This is a genomic window from Rubricoccus marinus (assembly GCF_002257665.1).
Classification (GTDB): domain Bacteria; phylum Bacteroidota; class Rhodothermia; order Rhodothermales; family Rubricoccaceae; genus Rubricoccus; species Rubricoccus marinus.
The window spans coordinates 2,261,330-2,283,689 of record NZ_MQWB01000001.1 but is presented as its reverse complement, the minus strand read 5'-3'; the positions used below and the strand labels follow the sequence as shown (position 1 = coordinate 2,283,689).

Here is a 22,360-nt window from a genome sequence, read left to right as displayed (position 1 = left end):
TTAACGCCAGAGGCCTCTGGCGCCAGAGGCACCCCCACACGCCCCCACATGGCTACTGTCACCTCCCGCACCGCCTACGCCGACCCCGGTGGCAACGGTCACGCCGGTGCGAAAACCCTTGAGGAAGCCCCGCTCGTACAGGGCAACCTCTCTTTCCACGACGTCACCGACCTCGTCTCCTATCACACGGAGAAGAAGACGCCGCTCGGGTGGTTCCTCGCCTTCTCGCTGGCGCTGACGGGCCTCGGGATTCTCGGCCTCGCGCTCGCCTACCTCGTGTGGAACGGGCCGGGCGTCTGGGGCCTGAACAACCCTGTGGGCTGGGGCTGGGCCATCGTCAACTTCGTGTTCTGGGTCGGTATCGGCCACGCGGGCACGCTGATCTCGGCTGTTCTCTTCCTGTTCAGGCAGAAGTGGCGCACGAGCATCAACCGAACGGCCGAGGCGATGACGCTGTTTGCCGTGGCCTGTGCGCTCATCTTCCCGACGTTCCACGTCGGCCGTGTCTGGGCCATCTACTGGACGCTTCCGCTGCCCAACCAGATGGCGATGTGGCCGCAGTTCAAGAGCCCGCTGCTCTGGGACGTGTTCGCCGTCTCCATCTATGGCGGCGTTTCGCTCATGTTCTGGTACGTGGGCCTGATCCCGGACCTGGGCACGCTCCGTGACCGCGCAGCCAAGCAGGGGCGCCTCTTGCGCGCTCGCATCATGGGCTTCTTCTCGCTCGGATGGACCGGCTCCAACCGCAACTGGCGGCACTACGAGCGCGCCTACCTGCTTCTGGCGGGTCTCGCAACGCCGCTCGTGCTGTCGGTTCACTCGGTCGTCTCCTTCGACTTCGCGATCTCGATCGTTCCCGGCTGGCACACGACCATCTTCCCGCCGTACTTCGTCGCGGGCGCCATCTTCTCGGGCTTCGCGATGGTGGTGACGCTGATGGTGGTCGCGCGAAAGGTCTACAACCTGGAGAACCTGATCACGCTGGATCACTTGGAGAAGATGAACATCATCATCCTCGTGACCGGTACCGTCGTCGGCTTCGCGTACATCACGGAGTTCTTTATCGCGTGGTACTCGGGCGTCGAATACGAGCAGTACGTGTTCTTCGAGACGCGCATGGCGGGTCCCTACGCGTGGGCGTATTGGACGATGTTCGCGTGCAACCTGGGCTTCCCGCAGCTTTTCTGGAAGAAGAGCTTCCGGCGCTCCATCCCGATCATGTTCGCGATCTCGATCACGACCAACATCGGCATGTGGTTCGAGCGCTTCGTGATCACGATCACCTCGCTCCACCGCGATTACCTCCCCTCGTCCTGGGACTACTACTCCCCGACGATCTGGGACGTGCTCCTCTTTGTCGGCTCCTTCGGCCTCTTCTTCACCCTCTTCCTGCTGTTCCTCCGGTTCCTCCCGGCGGTAGCCATCGCAGAGGTGAAGGGCGTGATGCCCCAGGCCGACCCACACTTCTACCACGGACAGGGAGACGGCCACGGCACGCCTGCGGAGATCGCCCACGCCTCTGGCGCCGGCGGCTACCAGCAGGACGCCTACGCTCAGTCCGCCCAGGACCCCCAGGGATCACCCGACGACGCCCGCTAGCATGCTCGACCGCATCCGACAGATCCTCGACGACCGGGCGAACAAGAATGTCGGCCTCCTGGCCGAGTTCTCTGATCCCGGCGCGCTTTACGACGCCGTCAAGTCGCTGCGCAAGCAGGGGTACAACCGGCTCGACACGTTTTCGCCGTTCCCGATTCACGGGATGGACGCCGCGATGGGCCTGCCCGTCTCCAAGCTCGGCTTCCTCGTGTTCATCGGCGGCTCCATCGGCGCCTTCTTGGGATGGCTGCTGCAGTGGTGGATGGGCCTGGACTACGCGATCAACGTGTCCAACAAGCCTCTCTTCGCGCTGGAGTCCTCGATCCCGATCATGTTCGAGCTCACGATCCTCTTCTCCGCGCTCACCGCGGTAGGGGGGATGCTGGCGCTCAACGGCCTGCCCAAGCCGTACAACCCGCTGTTCCACTCCGAGCGGTTCAACCGCGTGACGGACGACGCGTTCTTCCTCCACATCGCGGAGGCGGACACCAACTTCAGCGCCAGCGGCACCTCGGCAGCCCTCTTCGAGGCCGGCGCCCTCGCCGTGGAGCACATCACGCACGACGGCGCGACCGAGCTCGACGCCAGCGGCCAGCCTCTGGCGGTGGAAAGCGCGCCCTCCGGTGAGCCCATCCTGTTGGAGCCCACCGCCTCTGGCGCGCACCCCGTCACCCCGTCTCACACCACCGGCGAGATCTAAGCAGGACGAGTGATGCGCAGCGCGCACGCGCTCTCGGATCACGAATCACATCGCACGACATGCCCCTCCGATTCCTCCCCCTGCTCCTCCTCGTCGCCGTCGCCGCCAGCGGCTGCCGTGGCATGAAGAGCGACGAGACGCCGATCCACCCGAACCTCAACATGGACTTCCAAGAGAAGTTCGAGGCACAGGAGAAGAACACCTTCTTCGAGGATCAGGCCGCCATGCGCCAGCCCGTTGCCGGGACCGTCGCCAGAGGCCAGCTCCGCACGACGGACAACGCGCCGTTCGAGTACGGCCGCACCGCCTCTGGCGCGTATGTGCCGCAGATCCCGCTGCAGGTCACCGAGGCGCTCGTGGAGCGCGGGCAGGAGCGCTACGACATCTTCTGCTCCGTCTGCCACGGTGGCTCCGGCGATGGTCAGGGCATCATCATGGTGGGCAACGCGGGGCAAGGCTACGGCTACACGCCCGCGCCGACCTACCACTCGGACTACCTCCGCGACATCGAAGACGGCTACCTGTACGGCGTGATCGCCAACGGCGTGCGCAGCATGCCGTCCTACGGCCACGAGATGCCACCGGCCGATCGCTGGGCGATCGTCGCGTACATCCGCGCGCTCCAGCGCTCGCAGAACGCCGACGCCGCAGATATCCCCGCCGAGCAGCGCGACCGCGTCGCCTCGGAGTACGTCGGCTCCAACTGATTTCCCGCGTCCGCCTCGCCAGAGGCCACACGCTACACGCTACCCGAATGAGCGCCCTCACCCGCCTTTTCTTCGACCCCGTCGACTCTGACCGCGACCGCGCGGCTCGGCGGTACCAGTTCGTAGGGGACCGCCTGCTGTGGCTCGTCCCGCTGGCCGCTGGCGCCGTGGCGCTCGTCCTCGCCCTCGTGTTCGGCCTGGGCGACATGCAGCGCTTCTTCTACGCCTACCTCGTGGGCTGGACGTTCGCGGTCTCGATCTCCATCGGGGCGCTGTTCTTCGTGATGATCCAGCACATCACCAAGGCGCGCTGGAGCGTGACCCTGCGCCGCATCCCGGAGATGCTGGCAGCCAACTTCCCGCTTCTGGCGCTGTTGGGTATCCCGGTCCTGATCGGCTACCACGACCTCTACCACTGGTCACACCACGACCTGTACGAGGCGGGCACGGCGACGTACGACTCGATCCTCGCAGGCAAGGCGGGCTACTTCTTCTTCCCGTTCGAAGCGGGCGGTCTGCCCTTCTTCTGGATCGCGCGCTACGTCATCTTCTTTGCGCTCACTTCCCTGGTTGCGTCCAAGCTTTACGGCTACTCCGTCCGTAACGACACCGAGCCGAGCGCGGAGAACACGATCAAGCTGCGCTGGTGGAGCGCCTTCGGCATTCCGATCGTCGCCGTTCTCGTGTCGTTCTTCGCGTACGACATGCTGATGAGCCTGGAGCCGCACTGGTTCTCGACAATGTGGGGCGTGTACTACTTCGCGGGCGGTTGGCTCGGAAGCCTCTGCCTCATCACGTTCCTGGCGTTGCTCTACAAGAAGAGCGGAATGCTCCAGCACGAGGTGACGAAGGAGCACATCCAGGACATGGGCAAGTTCATGTTCGCCTTCGTCGTCTTCTGGACGTACATCGCGTTTAGCCAGTACATGCTGTACTGGTATGGCAACCTCCCGGAGGAGACGCTGTGGTTCCACAAGCGCGCCTTCGAGGGCTACGGGACCGTCGGTAAGGCCCTCGTATGGGTCAACTTCGTCCTGCCGTTCCTCATTCTGCTGCCCCGCTTCAGCAAGCGGCTGTTCCCCCTGTTGGCGACGATGGCCGTATGGCTCCTCGTCATGCACTGGATCGATCTGTGGTGGATCGCGATGCCATCCATCATCCCTGCAGAGCACGGTGCCGAGGCGTACTCCACGCTTGCGCCTGCCGTCGAGGGCGTGCAGACCGCTCTTGCGAGCCTCCAGACCGCGCCTCTGGCGCCAGAGGCCCTCGCCGAAGCAGGGCAGACGGCTCTGGACCCCGACGTGCTGGACGCGACGTTGCGTGAGCACCTCGTCCCCGCTGCGTTCCACATGGTGGACGTGCTGTGTGGCCTGGGCTTCGCCCTCGTCCTCGTGGGGGCAACGATCCTGCGGTCGACTCGCCACGCGATGACGCCGTACAACGACCCGTACTTCAACGACTCGCTCCGGTTCGAGAACGTGTAAAGTCAGGCGCGACCGGTTGGAACCCGGTCGTCTCGTCCTAACTTTCACTCTGGAGTGAAAACAAGCCGCAGGTACTCCCGTTGGAGAGCCTGACCCCACACCCGATGGCCGACACGACCCCCGATCCACACCGCGACGAGCCCCTCCCGGAGTCCCAGGAAGGGATGCGCCCCGAAGCTGTAGCCTCTGGCGTCCGCCCCGAGCAGGACGAGCCCGGAGGCCCGCTTCCCGGCTTACTCTCTACGGCCTCTGCCGAGGTCGCGGAGGAAGTCACCGATTCGCCAGAGGCCGAGGAGCAGCTCGACGCCGCTGGCGTGGAGGAGGAGGGGATCGAAAGCGGTCAGATCATGGGCATCACGCTCGCGATCCTCGTGACCGTTGCGCTCCTGGCGGGCAGCGTTTTCTGGTTCTTCTACGCGCCGAAGCTCGACGCGACAGAGGACACCGCAGAAGGGCAGGTCGAACTCGCGCCAGAGGGGCAACTTCTGAACGCGCAGGCGCAAGCGCAGCTCGGCGACTACGGCATGAAGGCTGATTCGACCTACACACTCCCCATCGGGGTCGCGATGGAGGACGTCGCTCGGAGCTACGCCAGCGGTACGGCCGAGGCAGCGCTCAGCGGTGAAGCCGTTGCAGGCGCGACGCCTCTGGCGGCCACGCGCGCCGGCTTCAACGTTGCGCCCATCGAGCTCGCACCCCGCCGCGCCGTGCGCGCGGCCTCCTCGCGCGGTGCGATGACGGCTCCCGTTCCTGAGACGGCTACCGACGCGCCCTCCGGCGTGAGCGCGCAGCCGACGACCGACGAAGAAGTCGGCGTGGATGGAGATGCCTTGTTGACCCTTCCCAGAACCGACTCCGACGAGTAGACACCCATGACCCGCCTCCGCATTCTATTCCTGACGTTGATGGCCGTCGCCATCACGGGTGGAGCGGAGGCGCAGGTCATGAGCACGCAGCCCGCTCCCATCGAGGGCCAGCAGCCTGAAGGCGCGCTCCCGAACCGGTTGCAAGGCGGCGTGGGCGTTATCGAACGGCTCGGGGACAAGGTCTCCCCAGAAACGCAGTTCGTGGACAGCGACGGCGAGATCGTCCGCATCGGCGACCTGCTGAACCAGGGCAAGCCGGTCGTGGTGTCGTTCGTGTATTACAACTGCCCGATGCTCTGCAGCCTCGTGTTGGATGGCTTCGCGGACGCGATGGCGGAGTCCGACTTGCAGCCCGGCGAAGACTACACCGCTCTCGCGCTCTCGTTCGACTCTCGCGATACGCCCGCACTGGCCTCTGGCGCCAAGGAGAAGTACGTACCCCTCGTGGACAAGCCCGGCGCCGCCAGCGGCTTCCACTTCTGGACGGGCGAGGAGGACGCGATCGAGCAGTTCACGTCCGAAGCCGGATTCGAGTTTGCGTGGGATGCCAAGACACAAGAGTTCGCGCACAACGCGGTTCTTGTTTTCCTGAGCCCCGACGGCACCGTGACACGCTACCTCTACGGCGTGATGTTTCCCCAGCGCGATTTCAAGCTGGCTCTCGTGGAGGCCGGACAAGGCACCGTCGGTTCTACCGTCGACCGCATTCTGCTCACGTGCTACCAGTTCGACCCCGACGCTCGGTCCTACTCTCTCGCCATCCTCGGCGTAATGAAGTGGGGCGGCGGCGCCCTCATGCTCGCCCTTATTGGTGGGCTCGCGTTCTTCTGGCGCCGCGAAGTGCAGCGACAGAACGCTGACGCACCCGACCCCGATTTTCCTGCTGGTGCCACGCCAGCAGCCTAACGCGCCTCTCGCGCGCACGACCCATGCAGATCCAGGACACAGTCGCAACCCGGCAGGAGTTCTTCACCGGCGAGAACGGCCTCTGGCTTCCCCCTCAGGAATCCACGACCGCGCATCAGATCGACGGCCTGTTCAACTTCATCCTCTACACCTCCACGCTTCTGACGCTCATCGTGGCGGCGGCGATGGTGTACTTCGTCTGGAAGTACCGCCGCAAAACGACGGCGGACCGCGCGGTGGATGTCAAGGAGAGCAAGTTCCTCGAACTAGTCTGGGTCATCGTCCCGACGCTTCTCGTGGTCGCCGTCTTCTTCTGGGGCTTCACGAGCTATGTCGGTACGAGCATTCCGCCTGCCAACGCGTACGAGATCAATGTCAAGGGGCAGAAGTGGTTCTGGTCCTTCGAGTACAACAACGGGATTCAGACAACGGGCGAGATCGTCGTGCCCGTCAACACGCCGATCAAGCTTCAGATGACGAGCCAGGACGTGTTGCACAGCTTCTACGTCCCTGAGTTCAGAATCAAGCACGACGTGATCCCGAACCGATACAGCTACGTCTGGTTCGAGGCGAAAGAGGAAGGCACGTACCAGGTGCTCTGTACGGAGTACTGCGGCACGGCTCACTCCAACATGGGCGCCCTCATCAAGGTCGTCGGCCGCCAGGAGTTCAACGACTGGGTGGCCTCTGGCGGAGGCGCCGGTCAGGGAGACAACTCCCTCGTGGAGTACGGCGCCCTGCTGTATGAGAAGCAGCAGTGCTCCACGTGCCACAGCATCGATGGCTCCGCAGGTACCGGCCCCTCGTGGCAGGGCATCTGGGGCAACACCCACCAGTTCACAGATGGCACGAGCGCCGTTGTCGACGACGCGTACATCATCGAGTCGATTCTGTACCCCGGAAACAAGATCGTTGCGGGATACCAGAACCAGATGCCGGCGTATCAGGGCAAGCTCGACGACGGACAACTCAAAGGCATCATCGCGTACATCAAGGACCTCAGCGGCGCGGCGGCGCCAGAGGAACTCCTGAAGCCTTCCGAAGGCGGCATCTCCGTTGACGAGAGCGCCGAGGTCGATGTCGACGGCGCGCCAGAGGCCACGCCCGGTCAGGGCGCAGGTGCTCCTGCCGACGCCGTTGGCATCACGACAGGACAGTAAACCCCACAGCAGCCAACCTCCCCCCACGTCATGGCGACGCTGACTCCCGCCCCCGTTCGTTCGCGCCCGGCTCCGGCCGCGCCGAAGAACCCGGGCTATCCGCAGGGCCACGAGCCCGTCCATAACTACCTCCACGAGCCCGGTCCGGGCCCCGAGGTCACCGGCTTTGCCCGCTTCCGCGCGATCGCGTGGGAGTGGATGACCACGGTCGACCACAAGCGCATCGGCCTGATGTACTTGGCCTCGGTCTCGCTGGCGTTCGCCGTTGGCGGCTTCCTGGCGCTGGCGGTGCGCCTTGAGCTGTTCACGCAGGGCGAGACGATCATGACGGCCGACACCTACAACCAGGTGTTCACGATGCACGGCATCGTGATGGTCTTCCTGTTCATCGTCCCGTCCATCCCGGCGTCGCTGGGCAACTTCCTCTTGCCGATCATGATCGGCGCGAAGGACGTGGCGTTCCCGAAGCTCAACCTCGCGAGCTTCTACATCTACGGCATCGGCGCCGTTGTGGCGCTGACCGGCCTCGCCTTTGGTGGCGTGGACACGGGCTGGACGTTCTACACGCCGTACTCCAAGGAGACGGTGGATGGCGTTCTGTTCATGGGGTTGGGCGTGTTCATTATGGGCTTCTCGTCCATCCTGACCGGGCTCAACTTTATCGTGACCATCCACAAGATGCGCGCGCCGGGGATGACGTGGAACCGGATGCCGCTCTTCCTCTGGTCCATCTACGCGACGTCCATCGTGCAGATTTTGGCCACGCCCGTGATCGGTATCACGATGCTGCTGCTGTTCCTGGAGCGCGTGCTCCAGATCGGCATCTTTGATCCGGCGCTGGGAGGGGACCCAGTACTGTTCCAGCACTTCTTCTGGTTCTACAGCCACCCGGCCGTGTACATCATGATCCTGCCCGCCTTTGGCGTGGTCTCGGAGCTGATGGGCACGTTCTCGCGCCAGAGGGTGTACGGCTACCGTGCTGTCGCGCTCTCGTCGGTTGCCATCGCGCTGTTGGGCTTCCTCGTGTGGGGCCACCACATGTTCACCTCGGGACAGAGCCCGGTGAGCTCGGTGATCTTCAGCCTGATCACGTTCCTGATCGGCATCCCGTCCGGCATCAAGATCTTTAACTGGGTCTGGACGATGTACAAGGGCAGCGTCTGGCTTCAGACGCCGATGCTTTACGCGCTGACGTTCCTCTTCCTGTTCACCATCGGTGGCGTGACGGGCATCATGGTGGGCGCGCTCTCCGTCGACATCCACCTGCACGACACGTACTTCGTCGTTGCCCACTTCCACTACGTGATGATGGGTGGAACGGTAATGGCGATGCTCGGCGGCCTCCACTACTGGTGGCCAAAGATGACGGGCAAGCTCTACAACGAGACGGCTGGCAAGGTCTCGGCGCTTCTCGTCTTCCTGGGCTTCAACATGACGTTCTTTATCCAGTTCATCATGGGTAGCCAAGGCATGCCCCGCCGCTACTACGACTACCCCGACATGCCGTGGCTCGAGCCGCTGCACCAGATCTCGACGGTGGGCTCCTGGGTCCTCGGTCTGGGCCTGATGGTCGTCTGGGCGAACGGCATGTGGTCGCTCTGGAAGGGCAAGCCCGCACCGGGCAACCCGTGGGGCGGCGCGACGCTGGAATGGACCGCGGCCACCACGCCGCCGGACCACCACAACTTCCATCACACCCCGCTCGTCACCCACGGCCCGTACGACTACAACGCGGCCCTCTACGGCGCCTCTGGCGACGGCATGAGCGGAGACGGACACGCGGCGCCGGTCCCGGACGTGACCGTAGGCGTCGCGCAGAACGAGCGTTTTATCGACGACGGCACGAGCCAGCCTGACAGCCTTTCCTAAACATGGCGAACCCGACCACCCTGACCGTCGACGACCCGCACGCGCCAGAGGCCCCGGCCTCTGGCGACCACGGGCACGGAGGCGACGGCCACCACGGCGAGCTGATGCTGAAGGGCCACGATGGCCAGATGCATCCGGCGCACTTGCAGCACCACTTCATCAGCGCCGAGCAGCAGTTCGAAGCGTCGAAGCTGGGGATGTGGCTGTTCCTCGTAACGGAGGTTCTGCTCTTCGGCGGAATGTTCGTTGCCTACGCGATCTATCGCGCGTGGTACCCGGACCTGTTCCAGGAGGCGAGCACGCAGCTGGACACGCTCTTGGGCGCGTTTAACACGCTCGTGCTTCTGGCGTCATCCTTGACTGTCGCCTGGGCGATCCGTGCGGCGCAGACCGACAACCGCAAGCTGCTTGTCGGCATGCTCTGGCTGACCGTAGCGCTGGCGGGTGGCTTTATGCTGGTGAAGTACTTCGAGTACACCCACAAGTTTGAGCTGGGCATCTACCCCGGGAAGTACTTCCAACTCGATGAAGGCACGCCAACCATCGCAGAGCTCACCGCTGGTACGGCGGTGCTCGCGCCAGCGGCCGTTATCGGCGAGGATGGCCAGCAGCTCGACGTGACCGAAGGCGCCTCTGGCGAGAGCCCGACGGGCGAAGCCGAGCAGATCGCACCCGGTGCTGTGGACATGCCGGAGGCGAACCCCGAGGTGGGAGCAGAGCGGAGCCTCGAAGAGACCGAAAACGCTCTCGCGGAGGCCACAGGCCACGCCGCGGACGGCGAGCACGAGGAGGGACATGGACGCGAAGGCGCCATCTTCTCGAACCCTCGTGCCGGCATCTTCTTCTCGATCTACTACGTGATGACGGGCATCCACGGCCTGCACATCATCATCGGCATGATCGCGATGGGCATCCTCGCGGTGAAGGCACAGCGCGGCCGCTACACGAGCGTCTACTACACCCCGGTCGAGAACGTGGGCCTGTACTGGCACATCGTCGACATCATCTGGATTTTCCTTTTCCCCCTGATGTACCTGATCTAGAGGGCAACGCCAGAGGCCTCCACACGCGGCCTCTGGCGGACTCGGATCCCACGCATCACGCACGATGGCACACGCAGCACACGCAGACGGACACGACGAGCACACCGGTCATGGCGGGCACCACGTCGCCTCCCCGGCTCTTCTCCTTCGGACGATCGGCATCCTTGTTGGCCTTACGGTCCTGACGGTCGCGTTGGGCTGGATGGAACAGAATGGAGTCATCCACCTTGGCGCGTTCTCGGTTCCGGTCGCACTCCTCATCGCGGGCGGAAAGGCGTACTTCGTCGCGGCCTACTTCATGGGGCTTAAGTACGACGGCGGAACGAACCTTCTCGCGTTCGTAGGCTCCATCGTCTTCCTCGTCATCTTCCTGACGTTCACCTATCTCGATACGGGCTTCCGCGACACGTTCGAGGAGCAGTCTGCGACGCCGATTGACGAGATCGAGGCCGGGATTCTGGAGGCGACCCGGGAGAGCGAGGCGCTCGCGCCCGCATTTGAAGCGGTGCCGTTGGTAACCGAGCCCGATGCGGACCTCTTCCCGAACGCCGCTGGATCGGCAGACGCCGGCGCGGCGATGGATGCCGCCAACACGCCTACAGAAAACGCGCTGCCGGCTGTAGAGGCGGACGCTAGTGCCAACGACGTCGTCGTTACCGACTGAGCCCATCCCGCCGCACTCCTATGCAGCTTCCCATCGCCGCTATCGCCACTGGGTTCGTGCTCGTCGCCGTTCCAGTGCTGATCCTGATGGTGATCTGGACACTGGTGACGATGTGGCGGGTGGTGTTTCCGGACGACGAGCTTCCGTTCGATAAAGGCATCGGGCGCGAGATCGCGAAGCGGCGAGGGCAACCCGTCCCCGTCCAGCTTGCGGACATCATGGAGGAGCAGCGGCACCATCCGGTCTGGCCGGTCATGCCCATGCGCCAGCGCGTCGAGGCGGAGATCGAGGAGGGAGGCCGCAACCCTCTCCAGGAGGACCTCTGGCGCCGCAGGAACTAAGCCTCTGGCGCTGCTCCGCGTTTTTCTCTCTACTCCTGGCTCCTCGCCAGAGGCACAAGGTCTCCCATGAAAGTCATCGAGCACTACGAGCAGGCGACCGAGCCGCTTATCTCCTACGAGATCATCCCGCCAAAGCGCGGGAGCTCGGTTTCGGACGTGCTGGAAATCGTGGACGCGCTGAAGCCGTTCGATCCGCCGTTTATCGACGTGACGAGCCACGCGGCGGAGGCGACGTATGACGAGATGCCCGACGGCACAATCAAGCGCCGCGTCAAGCGCAAGAGGCCCGGCACGCTAGGGCTATGCGCTGCCATCCAGCACCGTTTCGGCATTGACGCCGTCCCGCACGTGCTGTGCCGGGGGTTCACGCGAGAGGAGACGGAAGATGCGCTGATCGAGCTCAACTACCTCGGCATCCACAACGTCTTGGCTGTCCGTGGGGATGATGTCAGCGTCGCCAAACGCGAGAGGCCCGGGCGGAGCAGCAACGTGTACGCGGAAGACCTCGTCCGCCAGATCTCGGCGATGAACGCAGGCGAGTATCTGGACGAGGGGCTGCTGGATGCGGCGCCGACGAACTTCTGCATCGGCGTTGGCGGCTACCCCGAGAAGCATGAGGAGGCGCCAAACCGGACGTGGGACGTGCTCAACCTCAAACGGAAGGTGGAGGCCGGGGCGGATTACATCGTGACGCAGATGTTTTTCGACACGTCGCAGTACATCGACTTCGTCGAGCGCTGCCGAAACGTGGGCATCAACGTCCCGATCGTTCCAGGCTTGAAGATCCTGACCACCAAGCGACACCTCCGCACGCTGCCCCGCACGTTCAAGGTCGAGATCCCGGAAGCCCTCGCCGCTGAGGTCGAAGCGGCCGACGACGCGCGCGTGCCCGACGTGGGCATCGAGTGGGCCCGCCAGCAGTCCGAGGAGTTGCTGGCCGCTGGCGCCCCGGGCATTCACTTCTACATCATGTCCAACCCCGCGCACGTGCAGCGGGTGGTGGAGCCGCTGCGGGCTTAGCTTCCTGCCGACGGAAGCGGGGCGGCCCTTAGATACAGCGACGCCAGAGGCGGACGAGTGGCCTCTGGCGTCTAAAAGCGGGGAGAAGGAGCTACTTCCGCCTCAGGCGGGCTTTGTAGCGGAGGACGCGGCGGCGCATCTGGCGGACGGCTTCGTCGACGGCGGACTCGTGAGAACTCGCTTCGGCGCTGGCGGTGAGCGTCTGACGGTAGACGCGGAGTGCGACTTCGGCTCGCTTGCTACCGGATTGCTCTGCGAGCACGACGCGCGGGTCGTGGATCCCGTCGTATAAACGGTCGAGGCTGCCCATCTGCTTGGCGATGTGTGCGCGGAGGCCATCGCTGGCGTCGAACTGTCGGGCGGTGATGCGAGGTTGCTGCATGTCCAGAGTGGAAGCTGGTGAACGGATCCAGGGCGTGACCGCTCGTCCTCGTTCACGCCGTCTCCATGAATAGTCACCGAAGCCGCCGAACGCAAACGAATCCGACCAAATCCCCTCCGCCGTCGCACGATGGTTCCGCCAGAGGCCGTCAGCCTGCCAGGTAGCGGTCTTCTAGGCCCCTCATGACCGCCCGCTCCTCGTCCGTCGCGTCGTCGTACCCCACCAAGTGGAGCAACCCGTGCGCGACGTATCGAAGCGCCTCGTGCTCAAACGTCGCGTCCACCTCTGGCGCGACCTCGCGCGCCGTGTCCAGGTCCACGTAGACCTCGCCCTCGATCACGCCTCTGGCGCGTGCCTCCTCATCGAGCGGGAACGAGACGACGTCGGTTTCCCAGTCGTGGCCCAGCCACTCCCGGTTGAGGTCGTGAACGAGCGCGTGATCGCCCAGGATGATGCCGACCTCGTGCCACCGCACGTTCTCGCCCGCTGCGATGCGGTCAGCGAGGGCGCGCACGTCGGCCTCGCGTAGCGAAAGGCTCTCGTGTTCCAGGTACACGTCGAGGCCGCCAGAGGCCTCTGGCGGTTCCGCGCCCGCTCCCTCGGTCTCCATCCCTACTCGAACATCGTCTCGCCGAGCGAGAGCACCACGGCGCTCTGCATCACCTCTGGCGCGAGCGACGTGAAGTCGGCGGAGAGGAGGCGCTCGGGGACGTTGGCATAGAGCGAGCACCCGGCGCCGCGCTCTACGACGAGGCCGCTCACGCGCGCCCCCTCACGCGCCATGAACAGCGCCTCTCCCAGCTCTTCTGAAGCGACGACCGCTTCGCATCCTTGAAGCTGGAGGTGCGCCACCTGGCTGTACACCGTCACGAGCGATCCGTCGTCGGTTGTCGGCATGATCTCCAGCACGAGCGTGCGGCCGCTGGCGGCGTCGGAGAGCGAGAACCGGACGAGGTCGCCTTCGCGTTCGGGGTCCACGCCCAGCGCGCTAGCGATGCGGTCGAAGTCGGCGGGGGAGAGGGCCATGCAGGTGGCGGGAAGCGGAGGCGGAAGGTACGCCTCTGGCGGGGACAGGGCCGCGCCAGAGGCGTGGGGGGAGAGGCTCGGGCGCCAGAGGCTACTGCTGCGCGGCGGGCTCTGGCGGGGCGTTCATGGCTTCGGCCTGCTGGCGGAACTGCTCGGCCGACTGGCGGATGGCGGGATCGCCCACCTTGTCGGCCAGGCGGTTGGAGAAGGCCGCGGCGGCGTCGAACGCCTCGCCGGTGATGTACGCCATCTGAACGAGCTGGATGTACTGGAGCGCGGTCTGCTGCTGGCTCTGCGTTGTCGCCGCGTCCAAGCGTGCGAGGGCTTGATCCTCGGCGCGCTGCATTGTGCTTACCAGGCCCTGCTTGTCTCCGAGTACGCTGTACGCCTCGGCAAGCGTGTACAGGCTCGCGAACGACGCCGGGACCGTGGAGGCAGGGATCTCTCTGTCCATCCGCGCCAGAAGCGCACGCGCTTCGTCGCGCTGGCCCTTCTCGGCAAGACCCGACGCGAGGCTGCCCACCGTCCGGCGGTAGCTGTCGGCCATGCTGCGCGCGTTCTGATCCAGGTACACGCTCGGATCGGCCAGGCCATCAAACTTGAACTTGCTCAGGCGGTCCTGCGCGATCTCAGGAACGACGAACCCATCGGGGCCAACGCCGGGGCGCTGGATCGGGACGACGCGCCGCGCGAGCCCCTCGTTCTGGAAGAACGGCTGCAAGTCGAGTTCTGAATCCGGCCCGACCGTGGACGCGAAGTAGATGGGCCGTTCCCATCCCTGCTCCGCATTGGCTTTCAAAATGTCCAAGACCGCGATGTCCGCCACGTAGAGCGCGCTCCGATCCTGGGAGATCGGGCTCGGGCGCCCCTTCAGGTTCCACCGCATCTCTGTCGGCAACGAAGCGGGGTCCAGGCGGCCCGCAACGGTCTCGTCGAGCAGCCTCTGGCGGTCCACCGGAAGCGAGTACTCCCCAGCCGGGAAGTCGTAGACCGGCTGGAGACCGTCCACCTGTGCATCCGTAAGGGTAAACGGCAGCGGCGCGCTGTCGCGGCTGTACTGGTTCTTGAGTTGCTTGATGTACCACTGCGTGTTGAGCAGCGAGAGGTTCACCACGCGCACATCGCGGCGCACGCCCATGACCTCCTGGAGGTACCACAGCGGGAAGGTGTCGTTGTCGCCGTTGGTGAAGAGGATGGCGTTGGGGGCCGTGCTCTCCAACATGTTGCGCGCGAAGTCGGTCGCGATGCGGCGGCCGGAGCGGTCGTGGTCGTCGTAGTTCTCGACGGCCATCCACCCGGGCACGGCGACGAAGATGAGCGCACCCACTGCCAGAGGCGCCCACTTCTGCATCGCCGCGCTGTTCTTCAACGCCTCCGCCGTGAGTTGCACCAGGCCTGTGGCCCCGATGCCGATCCACAGTGAGAAGGCGAAGAACGCCCCGACGTACGAGTAGTCGCGCTCGCGCGGCTGCATCGGCGTCTGGTTGAGGTAGACGATGATGCCCACGCCCGAGACGATAAAGAGGATGAACACAGCCAGCGCCCGTCGCCAATCCTTCTGCGTGTGGAAGGCGAGGCCCAGCAATCCGAGCAGGAGCGGAAGCCCCCAATACGCATTCTGGCCGGCCCTCTCGCTCGGCGTCAGTCCGGCGGCGTCGGACTTCTGCCACGGGAACGCGATCCAACTCGCGTCTTGCGTATCGGCCGCCTTCCCGGTGAACTGCCACATGAAGTACCGCCCGAACATGTGCCCGAGCTGGTACCGAATGAAGTAGTCCATGTCCGAGCTGTACTCCCGGTAGACGTTGATGTGGTTCGGGTCCATCGAGTGACGGCGCGGGAACGTGACCTCTGGCGCCTCGCGGAGCTGACCGGACGCGTCGGCGACGTAGCCGACCATGCCGGACGAGGGCTCGTAGGTGTAGCCCTTGAGCAACGGCGTGGAGCCGAACTGCTCGCGCTTGAGGTAGCTCACGATGGCGTCCGCTGTCTCCGGGTCGTTCTCGTCGATGGGCGGATCGGCGCCGGAGCGGATAAAGATGACCGCGTACGAGGAGTACCCGATGATGACCACCGTCGCCGAAAGCGCGATCAGGTTCGCGATAGGCTTGTGGTTCTTCTGCGTCCACCAGACCGCCGCGGCCAAGACCGCCACGACGAAGAACAGGAAGAACAGGGGAGACCCAACGGCTGCCGCCATCGTGGGCAGCCACTGCACCACGCCGGGGTAGATCGCCACGAAGATGACCGATGCCACGAGCCCCGTCGCGAGCATCATTAGCGTGTTCTTACCCGCCGTCCACTCCGCGCGCTCCACCTTCTCGAAGTACACGATCAGCGCGACGAAGAACAGCGCGAGCACGTTCAGGAGGTGGACACCGATGGCCAAACCGAAGAGGTACGCGATGGCCACGAGGAGCCGGTCTGCGTGAAGCCCAAACGGGTGGTCGCCTCTGGCGCGGATGGAGGCCTCCTCCTCGCGCGTGCGCTCGCGCCAGACCAGCGCCAGCCACACGACCGCCGCCGTGAATAGCATGGACATGCCGTAGACCTCCGCCTCGACAGCGTTAAACCAGAACGAGTCCGTGGCCGCGAACGTCAGCGCGCCGATCGCGCCGCCTACGTTGGCCGCCGTGCGTTGCCATCCCGACCACGTCTCCGGCGTGCCCAGCCAGACCCGCGAGAGGCGCACGATCACGATGTGCGTCAGCAAAACCGTCAGCGCACTGCTGAGCACCGATACGAGGTTGACCGCGAAGGCCACCGGCTCGGGCGAGAACGCCGAGAACAGCGGCGCGAACATCGCGAAAAAGCGACCCACGATCATGTAGAAGGGCGCGCCCGGCGGGTGGCTCACCTGCAACCCGTACGAGATGGCGATGAACTCGCCGGAGTCCCAGAACGGGGACGTCTCGGCCATCGAGGCGAGGTAGAGGACGAGGGCGTAGACGAAAACGCCTGCCGCGACGAGGCGGTCGAGTTGCTTCCCGGACATGCAGGGGGGCCTGAGGTCGAAAATCGGAGAGTGGCGCGGATTTTTGCGCCGCCGGAAGCTAACCCCGCGCCACGGCCTCTTCGTGCCCCGTCTGGGCCTCTGGCGCCAGAGGCCTCTACGCCCTCGCGAGCGCCTCGGCGGCGATCTCCCGCCCGATGGCCAGCGAGGCGGTCGCGGCTGGAGACGGCGCGTTGATGACGTGCACCGCCCGCCGCGTCTGCTCGATCACGAAGTCGTCCGCCAGCGACCCGTCTGGCCGCACCGCCTGCGCGCGGACGCCAGAGGAGCCTCTGGCGACGTGCTCGCGCTTGAGCTCCGGCACCAGCCGCCGCGCCGCGCGCCAGAACGCCCCCAGGCTGACGGACCGGCCCAACTCGCCGAGCCCCATCCGCCAGTGCTGCCGCGCGAGCGTGCGGAAGCCTCTGGCGCCGAGCGACTCGGCGAGCTCGCCCACCTTGAGCGTCCCGAACGTGTAGCCCTCGCGGGCGAACGCCAGCGCCGCGCTCGGTCCGGCATGGACGTGTCCATCCACCGAGCGCGTGAGGTGGACGCCGAGAAACGGGAAGGCGGGGTCCGGGACCGGGTAGATCAGGCCGCGAACCAGATGGTGCGCCTGTGGCGCGAGGTCAGCGTACTCGCCGCGGAAAGGAACGAGCAGCACCTCTGGCGCGACGCCGAACAGCCGCGCGACGCGGTCGGCAAAGAGCCCGGCGCAGTTGACCAGCACGTCCGCGTCCACGGGTCTCGCCTCGGTTTCCACCACGACGCCAGAGGCGGTCTCGTGCCCGCCCGTGACCGCTACGCCCGTCTGGATGTCCACGCCCGCTTCTCGGAGTTCGGCTGCGAGGGCTCGTGAGACCACGCCGTAATCCACCACGCCGGTCTCCGGCACCCAGAGCGCGCCCACGCCCGACACGTGCGGCTCGCGCTCGCGCATGGCCTCTGGCGCGAGGCGCTCTACCTCAACGCCGTTCTGGCCCGCTCGCTCGCGCAAGGCTTCCAGGCGCGGGAGTTCCTCTGGCGCAACGGCGACTACGAGCTTGCCGCTCCGCGTCCACGGGATGCCGCGCTCGGTGCAGTAGGCCTCCATCTCGGCCTTGCCCTCCCGGCACAGCCGCGCCTTGCGCGAGCCGGGGCGGTAGTACAGCCCGGCATGAAGCACGCCCGAGTTGCGGCCCGTCTGGTGCGTCGCCACGGTGCTCTCCTTCTCCAGGATCGTGATCGCCAGAGGCCTCCCGCTGGCGACGAGCGCGCGGGCCGTCGCCAGCCCCACAATGCCGCCGCCGATGATGACGACGCGCTTAGGCACGGCCTCTGGCGCCAGCGGCGCGGGTGTGGGGGAGAGGGTTCATTCCGGGAGTATCGGCACGTCGTGCAGCATCCGAAGCCCTACACCTGAGATCTGGATAGCCGTTGTCGGACGGGTGGGCTGGGATTCGAACTCGCGTAGGGACACACCGCTGGTGTGTCCGCGTGTGGTGTGTCCGCGTTTCGCGCCGAGCGCCAGAGGCTTCGACGCCAGAGGCCCTAGGGCGTGTAAAACGTCGGCGCTTCTGGCCCGACCGGCAGGCCCAGCCCGAACACCCAGAGGTAGAACAACGCGACCCAGCCGATAAGGAAAAAGATGGTGTACGGCAGCATCATCGCCACCATCGTGCCCACGCCGGCTTTGCGGTCGTAGCGGACGACAAAGGCGAGGATGAGCCCGAAGTAGCTCATCATCGGCGTGATGATGTTGGTCGTGGAGTCGCCGATGCGGTACGCGGCCTGGATCACCTCTGGCGAGAAGCCGATCAGCATTAGCATCGGCACGAAGATGGGCGCCGTCACCGCCCACTGCGCGCTCGCGCTGCCCAGCATGAGGTTCACGAAGCAGCACATCAGGATGAACGGGATGAACACGAGCGGGCCGGTGAGATTCGCCGCCTCCAGCCCGTTGGCGCCCGTAACGGCGAGGATGGCGCCGAGGTTGGTCCAGCCGAAAAAGGCCACGAACTGCGCCGCGAAGAACACGAGCACGATGTACAGCCCGAGCGTGGACATCGACTTCGCCATTCCGTCCACCACGTCCTTGTCGGACTTCATGCTGCCCGTCACCCACCCGTAGACGACGCCCGGCACGAGGAAGAACACGAAGATCAGCGCCACAATCCCGCGCAGGAACGGGCTCCTGAGCACGTCGCCCGTTTCGGGGTCGCGGAGCACGCCCCACTCCGGCACGATCGTCAGCGCGAACAGCGCGATGACGCCCAGGATCGCGAGGCCGGCCATTTTCAGCCCGCGCACCTCGCGCGGCGCCAGAGCCTCCATCCGCGGCGGCGGCACGTCGTCGCCGGCCTTGGACGGGTCGTACGTGCCCAGTTGCGGCTCCACGAACCGGTGTGTCACCCACGTGCCGATCCCCGCGATCATGAACGTGCTGACGGCCATGAAGTAGTAGTTCACCGCCGCGTGGACCTCGTACGTCGGGTCGATCAGTTGCGCGGCCTCTTGCGTGATGCCCGCGAGCAACGGGTCCACGGTGCCGATGAGGAGGTTGGCCGAGTAGCCGCCGGAGACGCCCGCGAACGCCGCGGCGAGCCCCGCCAGAGGATGACGCCCGAGCGCGTGGAACACCACGGCCGCCAGAGGGATCAGGACCACGTAGCCCATCTCGCTGGCGGTGTTGGAAAGGATTCCGGCCAGCACGACCGCAAACGTCATGAGCCGCGCGGGCGCCTTCTGGACGAGCAGCCGGATCCCCGCCGTGAGCAGACCGGAGTGCTCCGCTACGCCCACGCCCAGCAGCGCCACGAGGACCGTCCCGAGCGGGACGAAGCTGGTAAAATTGGTCACCAGGTTGCTCACGATCATCCGCAGCCCTTCGCCCGTCATCAGGCTGACGGCGCGGATCATGCCATCCTCGGCGCGGCCCCCGGCGCCTTCGGGCCGCGGGTCCTCCACCGCGAGGTCCATCCACCCCGCGATGCCGCTTATGATCACGACCGCGAGCGCGAACAGCGCAAAAAGCGTGACCGGGTGGGGGAGAAGGTTGCCCAGCCACTCCACGGCCTTCAAGAACCGGCTGAACCACCCGCGCTCAGTCCCCGTCTCGCCAGAGGCCGCGCTCGGAATCGCCTCTGGTGAATGCGGGAACTCCTCGGGGGAGTTCACCGACTCAGGCGAGCGGTTCGGGTCGGGCGTGATCGGCTCGTCGCCGTCGGGGATCAGGGGGTGCTCGGGGCGGTCGGACATGCGGGAGCGGGGTGGGGAGGCGGCCCGGAAGATATCTGGCGGGGCTTCCGTCTGGCAGGACCTTGCGCGCCAGAGGCCGCGCGCGGGGCCTCTGGCGTCACGCCCCTCGCGAAAACGGCCCGGCCTCCGCTGGGAGACCGGGCCGCAGGGCGGAAACGCCAGAGGCCTCTAGCGCACGAGCACAACGCGCGTCGTGGCTTGCTGGCCGCCGCTGCTCAGGCGGACGGTGTACGTCCCGCTCGGCAGGCCGAAGCCGTTGATGCGGACCGTCTCGTCGCGCTGCCCGGCTACGTCGCCCTCGAACAGCGTCTGGACCTTGCGGCCGAGCGAGTCATAGAGGTCGAGCACGACCGATCCCGCCTCGGGGATCTGGAAGCGGACTGACGTGAACGGCGTGAACGGGTTGGGTCCGGCCGTGTCCAGACGGAAGCCGTTGTCCGCGGTGGTCGCAGGCTGCGGCTCTCCGGCGACGCCGAACGTGAGCGGGCGCAACTCGGGGCCCACGATGTCGCACTCCCAGGGGTTACCGGCTTGGTGCAGCGCGCTGGAACGATACCAGAACACGATGTCCTCGCCGACGATGCTCTCGTTGTTCTGCTCGCTCTGGTAGTCGATCGCGCACCCCACACTGCCGTCGTCCATCTCGGTCGCGTCGTATTGGAGCACGAGCGCGTCGGTCTTGGAAAAGGCATCGATGGGCAGCTTGAGGTCCTCGTCGCTTGGGTAGATGCCGTAGCCCTTCCGCGTCTGCGCGTCCTCCACCGTCCAGTACACACCGTCGGCGGGGTTGCCCCACGTCCGGTCAGCCTCGCGGTCGAACTGCATCACGACGCCAGCGGCGTTGTGCTCGCGCACGATGTCGTTATTGGGCGTGCCCTCCAGGTCGAAGTCGAAGCGCCAGTAGGCGTGGTGCCTGTGGCCCTTCTCGGTGCACGTCGCGCGGCCGGCCGCGAAGGAGTACTCGGGCCAGATGCGGCCGTCGAGGTAGAAGTGCCACTTCATGCGGTACCGGTACCAGCCCGCGCTCGTGTGCATCGTTAGCACTAGCTCGTCGCCGTAGTCCTCTACGGCAACGCCCTCGAACCCGAAGTTCTGCGGGTATGGGGACTCTCCGCAGTAACCCGACGCGTTGGGGTTGGTCACGCGCGGGTCGCACGTGGGTCGGTTGACGTATTCGCACGTGGTCTGCACGTCGCCCGGCGTGGACTGCGCAAAGCACGTGTTTTGCGGGTCCACGCCGTCCGCGATAAAGCTGGACTCGTCGTACTGCCAGTCGCGGAAGCAGCCGCAGCCGCCCGCGCCGGGGTCGTACTCCACGTTGAGGACGGGCACGTTGCCCTTTTTCATGACCAAGCGCCCATCGTAGTACACGTCGCGGATTTCGAGGCCTGTGCCGTCCTGCGTGGTGCTGTTGCCGGGGCGGAGAAAGTCGAACTCCCAAACGGGATCGTCCGCAGGCCAGGAGATGTGCCCGTTGGGCGCCGCGCGGGGGTCACCGCTGCGGCTGTTGGTGGTGCAGTTGAGGTCCGTGGCCGCGACCTGCGCCTGGGCCTCTGGCGCAAGCGCGAGGAAGAGCAGCGCGGCGGCGAGGAAAGAGAGCGTCTTGGTCATCGGAGCCTACTGGGAGTCGGACGGGAACGCGAGACCGCGAGCCCGGGAATCGGTGCGGATGGCGGGGTTGGCGAGGTTGCCCTGAAGCTCGGGGTCGAGATCACGCGCGACGACCTCGCCGCGGCGCATGTCCACGACCACGAAGCGGATGCGACGGGCTGCGCGCTGATCGGGCACCATCTCCAGGATGTCGAACTGCATGCAGCGCGTGCCGGGGCCGCAGAAGCCCGCGTCGGCCTCGCGGACGAGTGGGAAGCCGCCCACCACCTCTACGGGGTACTCCGCCGCGCCGATCAGCGCGGACAGCTCGACGTCGGCTTTGATGAGTTGTTGTGCCGCTTCCGCCTCCTCGGGCGTCGGGCCGCGCATGATGGACGGCAGCACCTCGCGCTTGACCGTCGCGCCAGAGGCCTCATCCTCAACCGTGCGGACGTACTCGCCGCGGGCGGGGTCGTAGGTCGTCGTGTACCGGTACATCGCCGGGGTGCCGTCGGGGCCTTTCACCTCGGTGACTACTGTGTGGAGCACGCGGGGAGCGTCCGAGGAGAAGTCCAGGGCGTCCTGGGCAAAAGCAGGTGCGGCGAAGAGCACCAGCGCGAGGAGGGGGAATCGATGCATCGTCGGCGGGGGGCAGAGCGCCTCTAAAGTACGTGCGGGCGCGGGATAGGGCGGCAGGAGGCAGAGGGTTCTGCACCGGCCTCTGGCGCGCAAGAGGAGAACTGCACCGGCGCCCGGGCGTCCCACTCGGGACCC

20 protein-coding genes are annotated in these 22,360 nt (G+C 65.9%); 12 read left to right on the top strand and 8 right to left on the bottom strand.

All coding sequences use genetic code 11. From position 1 onward, the window contains the following. Positions 1–48: 48 nt before the first annotated feature. From nrfD to metF, 12 genes are all read left to right on the top strand, one after another. On the top strand, positions 49–1,599 hold the full coding sequence (gene nrfD / locus BSZ36_RS09725) for an NrfD/PsrC family molybdoenzyme membrane anchor subunit (RefSeq protein ID WP_094548381.1): 1,551 nt from the start codon (positions 49–51) through the stop codon (positions 1,597–1,599). 1 nt (position 1,600) lies between these two features. Continuing rightward, positions 1,601–2,299 (top strand): DUF3341 domain-containing protein, encoded by a 699-nt coding sequence (locus BSZ36_RS09720; protein ID WP_094548379.1) that lies wholly within the window; start codon positions 1,601–1,603, stop codon positions 2,297–2,299. A 59-nt stretch (positions 2,300–2,358) separates the two neighbouring features. Continuing rightward, positions 2,359–3,006, top strand: a complete 648-nt coding sequence (locus tag BSZ36_RS09715) for a c-type cytochrome (protein ID WP_094548377.1) — start codon at positions 2,359–2,361, stop codon at positions 3,004–3,006. 47 nt (positions 3,007–3,053) lie between these two features. Further along, entirely contained in the window at positions 3,054–4,490 is a 1,437-nt protein-coding gene (locus tag BSZ36_RS09710; RefSeq protein ID WP_094548375.1) for a hypothetical protein, read from the top strand. A gap of 104 nt (positions 4,491–4,594) precedes the next feature. After that, positions 4,595–5,356 (top strand): hypothetical protein, encoded by a 762-nt coding sequence (locus BSZ36_RS09705; protein WP_094548373.1) that lies wholly within the window; start codon positions 4,595–4,597, stop codon positions 5,354–5,356. A gap of 6 nt (positions 5,357–5,362) precedes the next feature. Beyond that, positions 5,363–6,262: an SCO family protein gene (locus BSZ36_RS09700; protein WP_094548370.1), complete on the top strand. Its 900-nt coding sequence runs from the start codon at positions 5,363–5,365 to the stop codon at positions 6,260–6,262. A 23-nt stretch (positions 6,263–6,285) separates the two neighbouring features. Further along, the gene (gene coxB, locus BSZ36_RS09695) at positions 6,286–7,422 is read left to right on the top strand and encodes a cytochrome c oxidase subunit II (RefSeq protein WP_094548368.1); all 1,137 of its coding nucleotides are present in this window, start codon (positions 6,286–6,288) and stop codon (positions 7,420–7,422) included. Between the two features lie 30 nt (positions 7,423–7,452). After that, complete coding sequence (gene ctaD / locus BSZ36_RS09690) at positions 7,453–9,291, top strand: cytochrome c oxidase subunit I (RefSeq protein WP_094548366.1); 1,839 nt, start codon at positions 7,453–7,455, stop codon at positions 9,289–9,291. Between the two features lie 2 nt (positions 9,292–9,293). After that, positions 9,294–10,334: a cytochrome c oxidase subunit 3 family protein gene (locus tag BSZ36_RS19715; protein WP_218827629.1), complete on the top strand. Its 1,041-nt coding sequence runs from the start codon at positions 9,294–9,296 to the stop codon at positions 10,332–10,334. A 64-nt stretch (positions 10,335–10,398) separates the two neighbouring features. Next, positions 10,399–10,998, top strand: a complete 600-nt coding sequence (locus tag BSZ36_RS09680) for a cytochrome C oxidase subunit IV family protein (RefSeq protein WP_094548364.1) — start codon at positions 10,399–10,401, stop codon at positions 10,996–10,998. A gap of 20 nt (positions 10,999–11,018) precedes the next feature. After that, complete coding sequence (locus tag BSZ36_RS09675) at positions 11,019–11,339, top strand: hypothetical protein (protein WP_094548362.1); 321 nt, start codon at positions 11,019–11,021, stop codon at positions 11,337–11,339. A 66-nt stretch (positions 11,340–11,405) separates the two neighbouring features. Next, positions 11,406–12,359, top strand: a complete 954-nt coding sequence (gene metF / locus BSZ36_RS09670) for a methylenetetrahydrofolate reductase [NAD(P)H] (RefSeq protein ID WP_094548360.1) — start codon at positions 11,406–11,408, stop codon at positions 12,357–12,359. Positions 12,360–12,450: 91 nt separating this feature from the next. Here metF and BSZ36_RS09665 read toward each other — a convergent pair whose 3' ends face one another. The 8 genes from BSZ36_RS09665 to BSZ36_RS09630 all read right to left on the bottom strand — a co-directional run bounded on the left by BSZ36_RS09665 (position 12,451) and on the right by BSZ36_RS09630 (position 22,225). Further along, positions 12,451–12,741: an HPF/RaiA family ribosome-associated protein gene (locus BSZ36_RS09665; protein ID WP_094548358.1), complete on the bottom strand. Its 291-nt coding sequence runs from the start codon at positions 12,739–12,741 to the stop codon at positions 12,451–12,453. Between the two features lie 148 nt (positions 12,742–12,889). Further along, the gene (gene ybeY / locus BSZ36_RS09660) at positions 12,890–13,351 is read right to left on the bottom strand and encodes an rRNA maturation RNase YbeY (protein ID WP_094548356.1); all 462 of its coding nucleotides are present in this window, start codon (positions 13,349–13,351) and stop codon (positions 12,890–12,892) included. Positions 13,352–13,353: 2 nt separating this feature from the next. Further along, positions 13,354–13,767 (bottom strand): hypothetical protein, encoded by a 414-nt coding sequence (locus tag BSZ36_RS09655; RefSeq protein WP_094548354.1) that lies wholly within the window; start codon positions 13,765–13,767, stop codon positions 13,354–13,356. Positions 13,768–13,858: 91 nt separating this feature from the next. Continuing rightward, positions 13,859–16,762 (bottom strand): glycosyltransferase family 117 protein, encoded by a 2,904-nt coding sequence (locus BSZ36_RS09650; RefSeq protein WP_094548352.1) that lies wholly within the window; start codon positions 16,760–16,762, stop codon positions 13,859–13,861. 115 nt (positions 16,763–16,877) lie between these two features. Continuing rightward, positions 16,878–18,071, bottom strand: a complete 1,194-nt coding sequence (gene lhgO / locus BSZ36_RS09645; protein WP_094548350.1) for an L-2-hydroxyglutarate oxidase — start codon at positions 18,069–18,071, stop codon at positions 16,878–16,880. 218 nt (positions 18,072–18,289) lie between these two features. After that, positions 18,290–19,996 carry an AbgT family transporter gene (locus BSZ36_RS09640; protein WP_094548348.1) on the bottom strand — a complete coding sequence of 569 codons (1,707 nt, stop codon included), beginning with the start codon at positions 19,994–19,996 and terminating at the stop codon, positions 18,290–18,292. 168 nt (positions 19,997–20,164) lie between these two features. Then, positions 20,165–21,607: a T9SS type A sorting domain-containing protein gene (locus tag BSZ36_RS09635; RefSeq protein ID WP_094548346.1), complete on the bottom strand. Its 1,443-nt coding sequence runs from the start codon at positions 21,605–21,607 to the stop codon at positions 20,165–20,167. 6 nt (positions 21,608–21,613) lie between these two features. After that, positions 21,614–22,225 carry a hypothetical protein gene (locus BSZ36_RS09630; RefSeq protein WP_094548344.1) on the bottom strand — a complete coding sequence of 204 codons (612 nt, stop codon included), beginning with the start codon at positions 22,223–22,225 and terminating at the stop codon, positions 21,614–21,616. Positions 22,226–22,360: the final 135 nt, after the last annotated feature.